General features: G+C 51.3%; 14 protein-coding genes. 5 read left to right on the top strand and 9 right to left on the bottom strand.

The window, feature by feature from the left end:
- Positions 1-39: 39 nt before the first annotated feature.
- On the bottom strand, positions 40-609 hold the full coding sequence (locus Q8O77_RS00145) for a hypothetical protein (RefSeq protein ID WP_305550590.1): 570 nt from the start codon (positions 607-609) through the stop codon (positions 40-42).
- Positions 610-676: 67 nt separating this feature from the next.
- Positions 677-1,957, bottom strand: coding sequence for an MgtC/SapB family protein (locus Q8O77_RS00140; protein ID WP_305550588.1), 1,281 nt, complete (start codon positions 1,955-1,957; stop codon positions 677-679).
- A gap of 152 nt (positions 1,958-2,109) precedes the next feature.
- Between Q8O77_RS00140 and Q8O77_RS00135 the strand changes: the two genes are divergently transcribed.
- Positions 2,110-2,658 carry a YaeQ family protein gene (locus Q8O77_RS00135; protein ID WP_305550586.1) on the top strand — a complete coding sequence of 183 codons (549 nt, stop codon included), beginning with the start codon at positions 2,110-2,112 and terminating at the stop codon, positions 2,656-2,658.
- A 17-nt stretch (positions 2,659-2,675) separates the two neighbouring features.
- On the opposite strand, the gene Q8O77_RS00130 is transcribed toward Q8O77_RS00135, so the two are convergent.
- From Q8O77_RS00130 to apbC, 4 genes are all read right to left on the bottom strand, one after another.
- Positions 2,676-3,251 (bottom strand): glutathione S-transferase family protein, encoded by a 576-nt coding sequence (locus Q8O77_RS00130; RefSeq protein WP_305550584.1) that lies wholly within the window; start codon positions 3,249-3,251, stop codon positions 2,676-2,678.
- Positions 3,252-3,253: 2 nt separating this feature from the next.
- Positions 3,254-4,150 carry a DMT family transporter gene (locus Q8O77_RS00125; protein ID WP_305550582.1) on the bottom strand — a complete coding sequence of 299 codons (897 nt, stop codon included), beginning with the start codon at positions 4,148-4,150 and terminating at the stop codon, positions 3,254-3,256.
- A 184-nt stretch (positions 4,151-4,334) separates the two neighbouring features.
- Positions 4,335-4,925, bottom strand: coding sequence for a dCTP deaminase (dcd, locus tag Q8O77_RS00120; protein ID WP_068238172.1), 591 nt, complete (start codon positions 4,923-4,925; stop codon positions 4,335-4,337).
- A gap of 1 nt (position 4,926) precedes the next feature.
- Positions 4,927-5,991 (bottom strand): iron-sulfur cluster carrier protein ApbC, encoded by a 1,065-nt coding sequence (gene apbC / locus Q8O77_RS00115; RefSeq protein WP_305550579.1) that lies wholly within the window; start codon positions 5,989-5,991, stop codon positions 4,927-4,929.
- 131 nt (positions 5,992-6,122) lie between these two features.
- On the opposite strand from apbC, the gene metG reads away from it, so the two are divergent.
- On the top strand, positions 6,123-8,171 hold the full coding sequence (gene metG, locus Q8O77_RS00110) for a methionine--tRNA ligase (protein WP_305550578.1): 2,049 nt from the start codon (positions 6,123-6,125) through the stop codon (positions 8,169-8,171).
- Positions 8,172-8,216: 45 nt separating this feature from the next.
- Positions 8,217-9,680 carry an MFS transporter gene (locus Q8O77_RS00105; protein WP_305550577.1) on the top strand — a complete coding sequence of 488 codons (1,464 nt, stop codon included), beginning with the start codon at positions 8,217-8,219 and terminating at the stop codon, positions 9,678-9,680.
- A 6-nt stretch (positions 9,681-9,686) separates the two neighbouring features.
- Here Q8O77_RS00105 and Q8O77_RS00100 read toward each other — a convergent pair whose 3' ends face one another.
- Entirely contained in the window at positions 9,687-11,153 is a 1,467-nt protein-coding gene (locus Q8O77_RS00100; RefSeq protein WP_305550576.1) for a hypothetical protein, read from the bottom strand.
- Between the two features lie 84 nt (positions 11,154-11,237).
- Positions 11,238-12,233, bottom strand: a complete 996-nt coding sequence (locus Q8O77_RS00095; protein WP_305550575.1) for an NAD(P)H-quinone oxidoreductase — start codon at positions 12,231-12,233, stop codon at positions 11,238-11,240.
- Positions 12,234-12,337: 104 nt separating this feature from the next.
- On the opposite strand from Q8O77_RS00095, the gene Q8O77_RS00090 reads away from it, so the two are divergent.
- Together Q8O77_RS00090 and Q8O77_RS00085 are read left to right on the top strand one after the other, a co-directional pair.
- Entirely contained in the window at positions 12,338-13,561 is a 1,224-nt protein-coding gene (locus Q8O77_RS00090; protein ID WP_305550574.1) for a class I SAM-dependent rRNA methyltransferase, read from the top strand.
- Between the two features lie 79 nt (positions 13,562-13,640).
- Positions 13,641-14,210, top strand: coding sequence for a YceI family protein (locus Q8O77_RS00085; protein WP_305550573.1), 570 nt, complete (start codon positions 13,641-13,643; stop codon positions 14,208-14,210).
- A 96-nt stretch (positions 14,211-14,306) separates the two neighbouring features.
- Here Q8O77_RS00085 and Q8O77_RS00080 read toward each other — a convergent pair whose 3' ends face one another.
- Positions 14,307-14,606 (bottom strand): PilZ domain-containing protein, encoded by a 300-nt coding sequence (locus Q8O77_RS00080; RefSeq protein WP_305550572.1) that lies wholly within the window; start codon positions 14,604-14,606, stop codon positions 14,307-14,309.
- Between the last annotated feature and the right edge of the window lie 52 nt (positions 14,607-14,658).

Raw genomic sequence — 14,658 nt, 5'->3', positions numbered from 1 at the left:
TCCTAAATGTACCACGATCAGGCGGTATTGTCAGAAGTGCTATTTGCCCCCTGCGTTTAACATGCCGGGCGGTAATATCTGCTCTACACCACCCAGCCGTTTGGCTATTTGCATAATGCGGTCATGGTGCTTAGCTAACGCCGTTTTATCGTCGTCTGTTAAGCAACCGCTTAACGTTTGATGATACTGTTGGCCCTGGTTAATGGCCAGCTCTGCCTTTTCACGCTGTGCGGCCGGCAAAAACATTAACGCCTGGCGCGACACATCCAGCATAGGTTGTACACTGTGCAGCACCGGCCAGCTAACTTTGGCGCTAAGCTCAACAAATTGCTGCGGCGTAAAACCGTGCTGTTTTACCAGTTGCTCTATTTGTGCCTGATAATTACTGTCTTTTTCCTGTGCACTCAGCTCGCGGTAATGCCGCGGCCAGTCGCAATGTTGCTGCAAATTAAATTGCTTGTTTTGCGGCCTTTGCTCCAGTTGCTGCAGCTTGGGTATCATGGCTTCAAACTGGTCCAAATTTTTATCTGTCAGCACGGTGGCTGCCATTGCCGGCGCGGTCGACACCAACAGCAATACAGACAACACAACATGGCTTTGCTTTAGCATAATAACTCCGGAATTTACATTATTGCGCCATCTGAACAGGCCCGGGCTTAATCCAGCCTGAAGCGTGCTAGCTAAACAGCAATACCGCCGTACCCAGCGTCAGTATTACCAGCGTAGCTGCAAGCAGTTTGTGCGCCAGCGCCTTACCACCCAAGGTGTATACCAGAACACACTTTACCAGGGTATTGCTCAGTGCCGCCACGGTAATGGCACCTGCCGCCAACGTTACGCTGCTGGCTGAGCCACGGGCATATTCCGCCATAGATAAGGTTATCGCATCGACATCTGTCATCCCCGCCACCGCGGCCAGCAGATACAAGCCTTCGGCTGCGGCATACTGTTCGGTTAATTTTACCAGCAATAAGATAACGGCGAACAAAGCGCCAAATTTAATAGCCGCAACCAGGCTAAACGGGTTGGTTACTTTTACTGCACTTTGCTGCGGCGCCTGATAGCGTGCGCTGCCACGGCGGTAATAAATCGCCGCCATTACCGCCGTCGCCCCGGCCATAACGCTAAACGGCAACCATAAGTGCGCCAGTAAAGGCTGATACACAATGCTGATGGTTACCAGCACGCGGATAAACATCACCAGCCAGGCCAGTAACACACCGCACGCCTGGGTATCGGCGGCCAGTGGGTCGCCCTCCATTTTGCTGCTGCGTGCAAAGCTTAAAGTAACAGCGGTTGAAGACGCCAAACCGCCGCTGATGCCGGTGACGACAGCACCATGCGCCGCACCGAGCCAGCGCACTGCGACATAACCCAGTAACGACATGGAGGAAATTAAGATCACCAACAACCAGAGTTTATAAGGATTAAGCGCTTGCCAGGGATCTATAGCTGCGTTTGGCAACAGCGGCAGTACAATAAAGCTGGCGATAAGCAGTTTAAGCCCGGCGTACAAATCATCCGTTCCTAGCTTACTTACCAGGCCATGCAGCGGCTGTTTAAAGGTTAAAATAGCCGAGGTTAAAATACCCAGCATAACGGCCAGTTCAGCGTAGCCAAACATAATGGCACCGCCGAGCAGACATACCGTAATAGCGCTTATCTCGCTGGTTAAGCCCAGCGCCGTCGGGTTATGCCGGTTCTCCAGGATATAGGCTGTCAGCACCGCTAACGCCACCACTAACACCGTAATAACGAACAGCAACGGCGATTGCAAATGAATAGACAACCAGGCCGACACGGCGCCGGCCTGAGCAAACAAAATATAGGTGCGCAAACCGCCAAAGCTGTTCGGATGCTCGTCACGGCGGTGCTTTTCGCGCTCAATGCCCACCAACGCACCCAATAACAGCGCGATTAAAAAGTTTTGCACCATATCAAAATCAAATTCAGACATTTGCGCGCTAACTCAGTTAGTTATCTTTGTTTTACCACAGCATAGCGCAGTTTGTCCGGCGATGGCAGCGGCCGCGTTGGCAAACAGTTAAATTGAGTGCAAGCCGGCTTCGCGCTACACTCGCCGCCTTTATACCGTTAGCGAGTTGGGTTATGGCACTTAAAGCCACAGTATTTAAAGTACAGTTACAAATTGCCGATATGGACCGGCACTATTATCAGGATCACAGCCTGACACTGGCGCAGCATCCGTCAGAAAATGATGAACGCATGATGGTACGCTTATTGGCATTTGCTATGAATGCCAGCGATAGCCTGGCCTTTACCAAAGGCTTAAGTGCCGAAGACGACGAGCCGGAGTTGTGGGATAAAACCCTCAGCGGCGAGATTAACCTGTGGGTGGAGTTTGGCCAAAGCGATGAAAAATGGCTGCGCAAAGCCGCCGGCCGCGCCAAACAAGTGCAACTGTTTTGCTATGGTGGTCGCAGTGTGCCGGTATGGTGGAAGAATAATCAGCAAGCACTGCAGCGCTACCAAAACTTGTGCGTGCTGGAAATTGATGAGGCCGCGGTAGCACAGATGGCTAAACTGGTAAGCCGCAATATGAACCTGCAATGCAATATCAGCGAAGGCCAGATTTGGCTGTCAGATGCAGAACAAAGTGTGTTAATTGAACCTGTGCTGCTAAAAGCAGCACAGTAATTCCGGCCTGCGCCTGTTTACCCCAGGCGTGGATCGCTGTCTTTAATCATCGGTTGCGCTTTGTTTTGCGCAACGAATGCCAGTAGCGCCGGATAATCATCAAATTCCAGCAGTTCACGGAACAAGGTCCAGTCCACCAAGCTGTATAACGCCATGGCAACGTAATCCCAGTTGGCAAACTCGCCATTAGCCGCTTGTTGCTCCAGCACAAATAACGAGGTTGCCACCCGCTCACGCTGCAAGTTAAAAAACAGTTTGTCGTCATTGGTGTCAAAACCGCTACGGCTGCACTGCAGCAACATTACTAAAGAGTCATTTACCGCGTTAATCACTGTTAGCTGGTTTTCCTGATACCAACTTAGCGCTGCTAAACCCAACTTAGGCGCCAGGTAACGGTATATTACGCCGGAGTCGAAAACCAGCTGGCCGTCATCATCTAACATCGGAATACGCAGCGCCGGATTAATCGCCGCCAGGGTTTCGCGGTCGGTGCCGGCAAAAATGTTCAGGTTAATAAACTCATGTGGCGTTGCCGCCAGTACCAAGCGGATCCGCCGCACATAGGGTGAGGTTTGCGAACCGTACAGTTTCATATTTACTCCTTAACAGGCGCTGCTGCAGCGCGTAATGAATTCAGGCTAAAACCGGTAACCAGCATAGTGCCGGCAATAACAATTGTTGCACCGGCCAGGGTATGCCAGCCAATAGTTTCATTTAAAAACAGGTGGCCCCACAACACACCAAACACCGGAATTAAAAAAGTAACTGTTAGTGTCGGCGTAGCGCCTAAATCCTGCACCAAACGAAAATACAGCATATAAGCCACGCCGGTGCATATTACGCCCAACGCCACTACCGCCAGTAAACTTTGTGTTGCCGGCTGCGCCACCGGCAACGGAATAAACCACAGCAGCGGTAACAACCATAACGTAGCGCCCCACATATTGCCATGGGCATTAATAAAGGCCGGCACCGGCTTGGCCAGCCGGGTATACCAGGTGGCAATACCATAACAACAGGCTGCCGCGGCAGCGGCTGCAATGGCAGGCAGTGCTGCGCTATCGGCCAGCACCGCATCAAAACCCACTAATATGGCCACACCGGTAATACCGAGCAGTAAACCCAGCGCCACTTTCGCCGACATTGGCTGGCGAAAGAACAACCAGCCTATTAATGCGCCCCAGAGCGGTGCCGTAGCATTAAGCACAGCCAACAAGGATGCGGTGAGGGTTTGTGCCGCCCAGGCAAATAATAAAAACGGTAAGGCGGTGTTAAAGAAGCTCAGTAGCATAAAATGCCCGGCATATTGCCGGATCGGCAAACTGCGCTTAAACGCCAGCGCCACTAACGCCAAAAACAACGAGGCCAGCAGTACGCGGCCGAACATCAACCAGGCAGGGCCCAGTTCCGGTACCGCAAGGCGCATAAACAGAAAAGACGCGCCCCAGATAGCAGCCAGACTAAGTAAGCGGATAATGCTGCCAGCCGTCACGGCACTCCTCCTTGGATTAAAATCGACACAGAACATAAAACAGTACAAAGCAGCAAATATTTAACAGACTGATATTGCCAAGCTATGCAGCTTTATTGCATAATCATCCCGCTTCATTTTTGCTTTATAGCTTTTGGCCCACGCTCTGCGTGGGCTTTTTACTTTTTAAGCCGGTAACATGGCCTCAGCCTTTATCGTCATGGCCAATACGGCTGGCGACAGCACCGGTTTGCTGCTGATATTTCGCATCCAGCCGTTTGTTGTATGGCCGCTCAGCCGGGCCTGTCATCAGCTCAAAGTTCAGCGCACCAATTTTCATTTGTGGCCGAAGCGCCAGGGGCAGCTTGCCGCTGTTATAAAACTCCAGCACGATATTGCCGGACCAACCCGGATCAATCCGGTGCGCGGTAACATGCACCATCAGACCCAGCCGCGCTAATGACGAGCGGCCGTCCAGCCAACCAACGATATCATCTGGCAAGGTGACCGATTCCAGCGTCATTGCCAGTGCCAGCTCGCCCGGGTGTAAAATAAACTTATCGCCATCAGCGATATAAATTTCATCGCTCATTACGCTGTTTAACGCTTTATCCACTTCGGCGCGCGGGCCGCTTAAATCAATATAAGCAGCCGTATGGGCGACAAATACGCGAAATTTATTGCCTAAGCGAATATCGACACTAACGCCGCTTATCATGTCGGCGTCCGGTAACGGGGTAATGCTAATTTTACCTTCGGCTAAATAGCGTTCTATATCGCGGTCACACAGTCTCATCTTAATCGTCCGTTATTATTATTTCAGGTTGGCTTACCTGCTGCGCAGCAGCATGCCAATGCAATGCCAGCATTAATTGCCGGCCGATTGTACGGTAAATTTGCGCCACTGGCTGCTGTTTTAGCACCGCCGGCACCCCGGCATCAGCCTGCTCGCGGATATGTTTTTGCAGTGGTAACTGGCCCAGCACCGGCACCTGGTAGCGCTCAGCTAATAAGATGCCGCCTTCGGTACCAAAAATATCATCCGTACTGCCACAGTGGCTGCACTGGTAAAAGCTCATATTTTCCACCAGGCCCAGCAGCGGAATATTGACCTGGCGAAACATACTGATGGCTTTTTCTGCATCCGATAGCGCCACATCCTGCGGTGTGGTTACCACTACCGCACCGGTTACCGGCAGCTTTTGCGCCATAGTCAGCTGAATATCACCGGTGCCCGGCGGCATATCAACAATTAAATAATCCAGCTCCGGCCACAGTGTTTCGTTCAGTAATTGCAACAGCGCCTGGCTGGCCATAGGACCGCGCCATACCGAGGCTTGCTGTGGGTCAACCAAAAAGCCGATAGATTGCAGATACACGCCATGGGCAAACTTGGGCTGCATCAGTTTATTATCCGGCGAGCTGATTTTCTCACCGCTAAGCCCCAGCATTGTAGGGATTGACGGGCCATAAATGTCGGCATCGAGCAGGCCCACCTTAGCGCCTTCCAGCGCCAGCGCCGCCGCCAGATTAACGGCTGTGGTGGATTTGCCCACCCCGCCCTTACCCGACGCAATAAGAATAATCTGCTTAATTTGTTTAAACACCGGCGCTGTTGTCAGCCGGTAATCCAGCGTTAACTGGTAATTAAACCCTGCATCGGCCAGCGCCTGCTGCAACGGCTGCGCTATGGATAGCAGCGGCAGTTTTAAGCTGATAGTCAGCTTGTTTTTCTGCAGGCGAACGCTATCGAGTAATAACGCCAGCGGCGCGCCGCTATCGGGCAGTTGCCAGTGTTGTAGCAACTGCTGTGCGGCTTCAGGCAAAGCATCGGTTTTGGCAGATTTAAACCAGTTAAACATCAGCAAGTTCCAAATTCAGGCGTTAACACGTTTTTTTAGCAGATCCGCGCCCGGGCGGGTGCGGATCGATGGCGGCTAGTGTATCATTTAGTGAAATTTTTTCAGTTATTTATGCAAAAGAGCACCGCTTAATGTCGACACGCAAAATACTTGTTACCAGCGCTTTACCCTATGCCAACGGCCCTATCCATTTGGGCCACTTACTGGAATATATTCAAACCGATATCTGGGCCCGGTTTCAAAAGGCCCGTGGCCATGAATGTTATTACGTTTGCGCCGACGATGCGCACGGCACGCCCATTATGCTCAAAGCGCAGGAACAAGGCATTACGCCCGAGCAAATGATTGCCAAAACCAATATTGAACACCAGGCCGATTTTGCCGGTTTCGGCATTGGCTTTGACAATTACTACTCTACCCACAGCGATGAAAACCGCGAGTTTGCCAGCCAGATTTATAATAAACTCAATGATGCCGGCTACATTAAGCGCAAAACGATCAGCCAGCTGTTCGACCCGGAAAAGCAGATGTTTTTGCCCGACCGTTTTGTTAAAGGCGATTGCCCCAAATGCGGCGCGCTGGATCAAAACGGCGACAGCTGCGATGTCTGTGGTGCCACCTACAGCCCGACCGAAGTAAAAAATGCCCGCTCTGTGGTATCTGGCGCTACGCCGGTATTAAAAGACTCTGAGCATTATTTCTTTGATTTACCGGCCTTTAGCCAGATGTTGCAAGACTGGACCCGTAGCGGCAGCTTACAGGAAGAGATGGCCAATAAACTGCAGGAATGGTTTAAAGACGGCCTGCAAATGTGGGATATCAGCCGTGATGCGCCCTACTTCGGCTTTGAAATACCCAATGCGCCTGGCAAGTTTTTCTATGTTTGGTTAGATGCGCCCATCGGCTATCTGGCCAGCTTTAAAAACCTGTGTGATAAAACCGGTATCGATTTTGACAGCTTCTGGCAGTTGGATTCCGACGCCGAGGTGTATCACTTTATCGGTAAAGACATTATTTATTTTCACAGTCTGTTTTGGCCGGCTATGCTGCACGGCGCCGGTATGCGCAAACCCAATGCCATTTTCGCCCACGGTTTTGTTACCGTAAACGGCGCCAAGATGTCAAAGTCGCGCGGTACCTTTATTAAGGCGCGTACTTATCTGGATCATCTGAACCCGGAATACCTGCGCTATTACTTTGCCTCGAAGCTTAGCAGCAGCATTATTGATCTGGATTTAAACCTGGATGATTTCAGCCAAAAAGTGAATGCCGATTTAGTCGGTAAGGTAGTAAATATCGCCAGCCGCTGTGCCGGTTTTATTAGCAAACGCTATGACGGCAAGTTAGCTGCCACTGTAGCTGAACCTGCCCTGCTGGCAGAGTTTACCGCCGCAGGGGACAGCATCGCCGACAGCTTTGAAAAACGCGAATTTGCCCGCGCTATCCGCGATATTATGGCGCTGGCCGATAAAGCCAACCAGTACATTGACGCCAAAGCGCCCTGGGTGCTGGTAAAAGATGACACCAAACAGCAAGAAGCGCATGACGTCTGCTCAATGGGCATTAACCTGTTCCGCGTATTAATGCATTATTTAAAGCCGGTATTGCCGTTAATGGCCTCAGAAACTGAAGCCTTCTTAAACAGCGAACTGAACTGGAACAACTATCAGCAGCCGTTAACTAGTCACGCCATAAACCCATTTAAAGCGCTGATGCAACGGGTTGACCCGGTAAAAGTCACTGCTATGCTGGAAGCCTCGAAAGACAACCTGCAGCCACAAACCGCAGCACCGGTTAAAGCGGCTGTTAAAGCAGAAAAAGCCCCAAGCACAGAGCGCGAACCGATCAGCGATACCATCAGCATTGATGATTTTGCCAAAATTGATTTGCGCGTGGCTAAAATCATTAAAGCCAGCGCGGTAGAAGGCGCCGATAAATTGGTGCAACTGCAACTGGATATCGGCGACGGTGAAGTACGCCAGGTGTTTGCCGGCATTAAATCGGCTTACAGCCCGGAGCAACTCGAAGGCCGCTTAACCGTGATGGTCGCCAACCTGGCACCACGCAAAATGCGCTTTGGTTTATCCGAGGGTATGGTATTAGCCGCAGGCCCGGGCGGCAGCGACTTGTTTATTTTATCTCCGGATGACGGCGCCCAGCCAGGTATGCGGGTGAAGTAAGTAGTCAGGCAGCCTTGGCTGCCTGGTTTTTTTAAAAGGCAACGGATGTCCAGTAAACACCCTTACCGCAGTTTTACTGCGCTATTTTTAACCACCTTGCTGATGCTGGTGGCCCAGGGTTCGTTATCAACCTACCTGGGTTTATCGCTGGCACAGCAAGAAGTCGATTCTATCTGGATTGGCGCCTTGATGTCCTGCTACTACCTTGGCCTGGTGCTGGGGTCCAAGCTGGGCCATAAGGTTATTGCCAGGGTTGGCCATATCCGCGCCTTTGTCGCCAGCGCGGCTATTGTCAGTGCCTGCGCCATGACGCATGTGTTGACGTCGCAGTTGGAAATCTGGCTGGTGATGCGCGTTATCGTCGGCATGGGCATGATGTGCCAGTATATGGTGCTGGAAAGCTGGCTGAACGAGCAAACCGAAAGCTCGCAGCGTGGTACCGTGTTTGCCTTTTATATGATCACTTCGTATCTTGGCATGATTGGCGGCCAGCTGATGCTGAGTCAGTTCCCTGAGCTTGGCACGGCGCCGCTGCTGATCATCAGCATGTGTTACTCGCTGTGCATAGTGCCAATAGCATTGACGAAACGCATTCACCCGGCACCGCTGCAACCGGCTCCGCTGCAAATTATGGCGTTTTGGCGGCTGGTGCCGCAATCACTGACTGCCATTACGGTCGCCGGTATGATGGCTGGTTCGTTTTATGGCCTGGCACCGGCGTATGCCGCCAGCAAAGGCATGCCGACAGAGCAGGTAACATTGTTTATGTCGATGACAATTCTGGCGGGCTTACTGGCGCAATGGCCAATGGGCAAAATTTCTGACCGCATTCCACGCAGTCGTATTTTGCGTTTTAATGCTGCGGCGCTGACGATACTGACGCTGCTGATTGCCCTGCTGCCGCTGTCTGGTATAGCGCTGCTGTTTGCCACCTTCTGCTATGGTGTATTGGCCTTTACGCTGTATCCCATTGCCTCAGCTTTTGCTAACCAGAATGTTGAGCAAAATGATCGGGTGGCATTGTCAGCGACAATATTGCTGACCTTTGGCCTGGGCGCCTGTTTTGGCCCTTTGTTGGCCTCCGCGTTAATGCAGTTAATTGGCCCGGCCATGTTGTATGCCTTTATCAGTTGCTGTGCTTTTACGTTGTTCCTGCGGCTACTCAGAGTGAATTACACGCAGAAGCAGGTAAAACGTATGATGGACGAGCAGCAAAATGCGCAGTTTAAAATGGGCTCGGGCGATCTGGTGTCATCGCCTCTGGCGGCAGCACTCGATCCCAGGGTAGATGAAGAAACCGTATTGACCCAGATGCGCGATGAAGAGTTTCAGGCTGCCAGGCAACAAGTTCCTGCCGGCTATGATGAAGATATCGAGTGGGAAAGAACTGATGACAGTTTTGACGTGGCACCAGCGGCAGAGCCTGAGGTTACTGCACAGAGCGACGCAGCAGACAACCCGGCGTCAACCGATACAACTATCATAACCGGGCCTGATAAAACCGGCTAAGCCGGTTTAGTTATTGTGCATCACCACTTTATTCCACAGGTTTTGATTTTTAACAAAAGAGAAATACTCGTCAGGGTGCCAGCATTTGGGTAGCAGCGACATATTTTTGCGCTCTTCAAAATTGGATACCAGTTTGCTTAAGATTTCCAACAAGCGCTCTTCGCTGATGCGCTCCAGCTTTTTACGTGCCTGCGGATAATACAAATTATTCTCCACACTGACCACGCAGCCCATGGCCGAAACGTTATAGGTTAGGTTACGGGTAACCATACGGCACACCGGTTGGCGGATATCGGCCGGATACAGCGCGGTAACAATAGCGTATTCATAGCGGTCGAGGTCTTGCCGGTCAGAGTCTTTCGGAATGTAGGTCACACCAAAACCCTGTGGAAATACCCCGGTAATACTGATTAGTGCATCTACCGCTACCTTGCTGTAAACGCCCTTCTCTACGCCTTTTTCCAGCACCAGGGTCACCTTGGGCAAAGTATCATAAGCAAAGCTGCTTTTAGTCGATAGCACCACTGAGGTATAAATTTGCGGAATTTTCAAAATATTGCCAATACCATGCTCCGGCTTAATAGCATTTTTCAGCAGCATTAAGATAAAAGCGCGACGCTCTGCATCGCGCTTAACAAGGTTATCGCGCTCCTCTTTTGAGTTACCGTTGTACCTGTCGGCACCCAGCCCTTCACTCAGGTACTTTAAACTTTCGCGGTAACTGATTTGCAATAAGGCGATGCGCTCGTCGTTTTCCAGCACCCGAAACTCGTCTTGCTCACCTTGTGCGCCTTTTAAAATTGCCTGCGCGTCAGGGTGACAGGTACCAATATCCTGTAACAACGCCGCCATGACCAACGGAATTTGTACGTCATCACGAAACGGCTGATATTCGTCTTTACTGTCGGCTTTACGCTGTGCCGCTATGCGCTGCTGTACATAGGGGTTATTCAGCTCGCCATCAGCCAGCAGTTTATCCAGCAAGCGTAGGCTTAACAGCGCTTTGTACAAATGTTTGCTTTTCTGGTTAGCGGCGGCAACCAGCTTACCTTCTGTCGGCGACAGCAACTGAATAGTGCCCAGCATTTTTGCGCTATTCACACGGGTCTCTTCTTCCGACTCACCCTGACACAGCGCCAGAGTGTCCTGGCATAGTTTTTTCAGCGCACTGAAACGTACAAAGGCTTCTTCAGAGCGCGCCTGCACAAAGGTCTGCTGCTCGCCTCTGGCTTGATTCAAACTGCGCTCAACCTGGGCCAGATCGCGCTTATCTACCTGCTGCTGGCGGTGTTCAAACAGATACACTTGCTGCGCCAGTTCGGTTTTTTCAGCTTGCTGCGCCACCATCTGGATAAAACAAGCCGTGGCCTGTTCATACAAAGAGTCGGCTACTGCCGTATTGTCACTGATGCGATTGATCAGCGACGCCACCTGCTTACTATAGGTTGATTTTCCAATGGTACCTGTAGACATCTGAATAACGCGTCCTTGTGGCTACTGAAGGCTGGTTACTGTTTTATATTCAGTCTATCTGAGCATTAAAATTTTGCCAGCTGATCAAAGTGTTAGTACCAGTTTCCCGACAGTCTGGTTAGATGCCATAAGTTGATGTGCCTGCTCAGCCTGGTGCAGCTTAAATTGCTGCTGCAGTACAGGCGCGATTTGCCGGTGTGCCAATGCCTGACCAAATGCATTGCAAAACGCCTGCGTCAACGCGGTTTTATACTTATTACTGCGATTGCGTAATGTGGAGCAAATCAGCTGACCACGGCGTTTAAATAACATTGATAAATCCAGCTGCGGTATCTCCCGCCCGCCCATCATGGCATAGAGCACAATTTTGCCATCCATGGCCAGCAGCGGAATTTCACGGCTTATGTACTCACCGGCTACCGGATCCAGTATCAAATTCACCCCGTCCGGCCACTGTGCGGCCAGTTCCTGTTCAAAGGCAGCTGTGGTGTAATTAAGCAGTACCTCTGCTCCCAGAGCCTTGCAGGCGGCCAATTTGTCATCGCTGCTGGCCGTTACCGCGATCACAGCACCAGCCGCTTTTGCCAGCTGAATTGCTGCCGTACCCACACCACTGGCACCGGCATGAATAAGCACCTTCTGGCCGCTTTGCAAAGCACCGATACTAAACAACAGTTGATAAGCGGTGAGAAACACCTCTGCACAGGCAGCAGCTTCGGCCATGCTGTAACCGGCCGGTACCGCCATAGCATGGCCGGCATTCAGCAAGGCATACTCTGCGTAGCCACCGCCCGGTACCAGGCCAAACACGGCTTTACCGAGCCAGCTTTTATGCTGCGGCCCCGCCGCCACTACAATACCGGCCACTTCCAGGCCTAAAATATCGCTATCACCGGCAGGTGGCGGATACAAACCGCGACGCTGCATTAAATCGGCACGGTTAATACCGGCTGCCGCCACCTTTACCAACAGTTGCTCGGCCGAAGGCTGCGGCACGGGGCGCTGCTCTACCCGCAAAGTGCTGTCTTTGCCGGCGTTAACAACCGCAATTGCCTGCATAGTGGATGGAATAGTGGCCAAAGGTAACTCCTTAGCGAATTGGTTGGCTGCATAAATTCTGCTTTAGCTTTGTGCAGCGCTTCTCTACAATGCGGCCTTTAGTCTAGCACAGTGTGAAAATGCCCATGAACCAGCCTTCAGTATCATCTACCCAATCTGCTTTACCGCGCTTAACCTTGCAGGAAACGCGGGAAAAGTCGTTAAAGCGGTTACACCCGTGGATTTTTTCTAAAGCAGTAAAGCATATCAGTGGCAATCCGGCTAATGGCCAAACGGTTGAGGTAGTCAGCAGCAAGGGCGAATGGTTGGGCTATGCTGCCTATTCGGCCGAGTCGCAAATTCGCGCCAGAGTATGGAGTTTTAACCCGCAAGAGCACATCGATGCGGCGTTTTTTCAGCGCCGTATTGCCCGCGCCTGGCAGCTACGCACTGAGCTATTTGATTTAAACCACACCAGCGGCCTGCGCGTCGTGGCGGCAGAGTCTGATGGCTTACCGGGCGTCACCATTGATAAGTACGATACAGTGCTGGTGTGTCAGTTGTTGTCGGCCGGTGCTGATAGCTGGCGCAACGAAATAGTACAGGCGCTGATACAGTTATTCCCGGATCACAGTATTTACGAGCGCTCTGACGTGGATGTGCGCAAAAAAGAGGGCTTAAAGCCGGTAACCGGCTGGTTGCATTTACCACGCGAGCACGGCGAAGTGATTGTTAAAGAACACGGCATGTCACTGCTGGTTGATGTAATACAGGGCCATAAAACCGGTTTTTATCTGGACCAACGCGCCAGCCGTGCTGCCGCCAAACGTTATGCCAAAGATAAAACCGTGCTGAACTGCTTTAGCTATACCGGCACCTTTGGCGTAGCAGCCTTGCAAGGTGGAGCGGTGGCGGTCACTAATGCCGATTTATCCGAATTGGCGCTTAATACCGCCTTAAAGAATGCGGAACTGAATCAGCTCGATTTATCAAAAATTGATAACGTAAAATTTGACGTGTTTAAATTACTGCGCCAGTACCGCGAGCAAGGTAAGCAATTTGATATGGTGATCCTGGACCCGCCAAAGTTTGCCGACAGTAAAGCCCAGCTGATGGGCGCCTGCCGCGGTTACAAAGATATAAATATGGTGGCGATGCAAATTGTAAAACCGGGCGGCTTGCTACTGACGTTTTCCTGCTCCGGCCTGATGGAAGACGGTCTGTTCCAGAAAATTGTTGCCGATGCTGCCATTGACGCTAAACGCGACTGTCTGTTTATCGAAAAACTGAGCCAGGATAGCGACCACCCCATCGCCAGCTTTTACCCGGAGGGCAGTTACTTAAAGGGTCTGGTATGTAAAATCTATTAAAGTCAAAGATTTGGTGTCAGCCGTTGCTTAAGGTATGCTGACACTATCACTACGATTGGCACTATGATTGGAGCAAGTTATGAAAGTATTCGCACTGGCGCTGGCACTGAGCAGCAGCGTCGCCACCGCTGCTAACTGGACATTGGATAACAGCCAATCCGGTTTGCATTTCGTGTCGGTAAAAAATGAGTTAGTGGCAGAAACGCATCAGTTTAACCAGCTCAGCGGCAACTGGGACGGTAATACCGTTACCGTAAGCATTGCGGTAAACAGCATGGACACGCTGATCCCAATCCGTAACGAGCGCATTTGGCAATATGTATTACAGGCAGAGCAATTTGCTGCCATCACCGCATCGGCAGAGCTGAAACAGGCGGCGGTAGCCAAACTGACGCCTGGCGACAGTATATTACTCGAGCTGCCGCTGGCCGTTACCATAGCGACAGAAACGATGACACTCAATGCCAAACTGCGCGTTACCAAACTCAGCGCCAATACATTGCAGGCAGTAACAGCAGCGCCCCTGATGTTGAACACTAACAGCTTTAAGTTAACCGCCGGCCTAGCCAAACTGCAAGAGTTAGCCGGGCTTAAAAGTATTGAGCCGTTAGTTCCGGTTAGCTTTAACGTACGCTTTAACCAACAGTAACCGACACTATACGACGCAATTTGCGCAATAAAAAAGCAGCTGACGCTGCTTTTTTATTTGTTGCTGACACAGCCAACAGTGTACTTTTTCAATCGCTTAATTCAGATCCATAAAAGCCAACCCCAGCTGATAGCTGTCTTCGCTTTCCTGGCTGCAGCGCATCACCTTCGCACTGGCATCCAACGGCGGCACACTGGCATTGGCGGATTCCAGCCGGACACGGATCAAAGTGCCCATCTCCAGCGGCTCATCTACATCGACTGACATACCGGACGCACTGAGATCACGGCAAATACCGTCCAGCACCCGTCCGGCTTCCGGATCATTGATCATTAATTTAACTTCGGCATTGACCATCATCCTGAAATAATGCCGATTATCGCCTTTTGTTAGCATAGCGTCCCCCTTCGCAACGTCAGCTGCTAGTTATAGAACTTTCCCCTGTCCA

It is taken from the genome of Rheinheimera sp. (assembly GCF_030690345.1).
Classification (GTDB): Bacteria; Pseudomonadota; Gammaproteobacteria; order Enterobacterales; family Alteromonadaceae; genus Alishewanella.
Note: the sequence above shows the minus strand (reverse complement) of the source record. Positions and strands in the feature narration are given on the sequence as shown.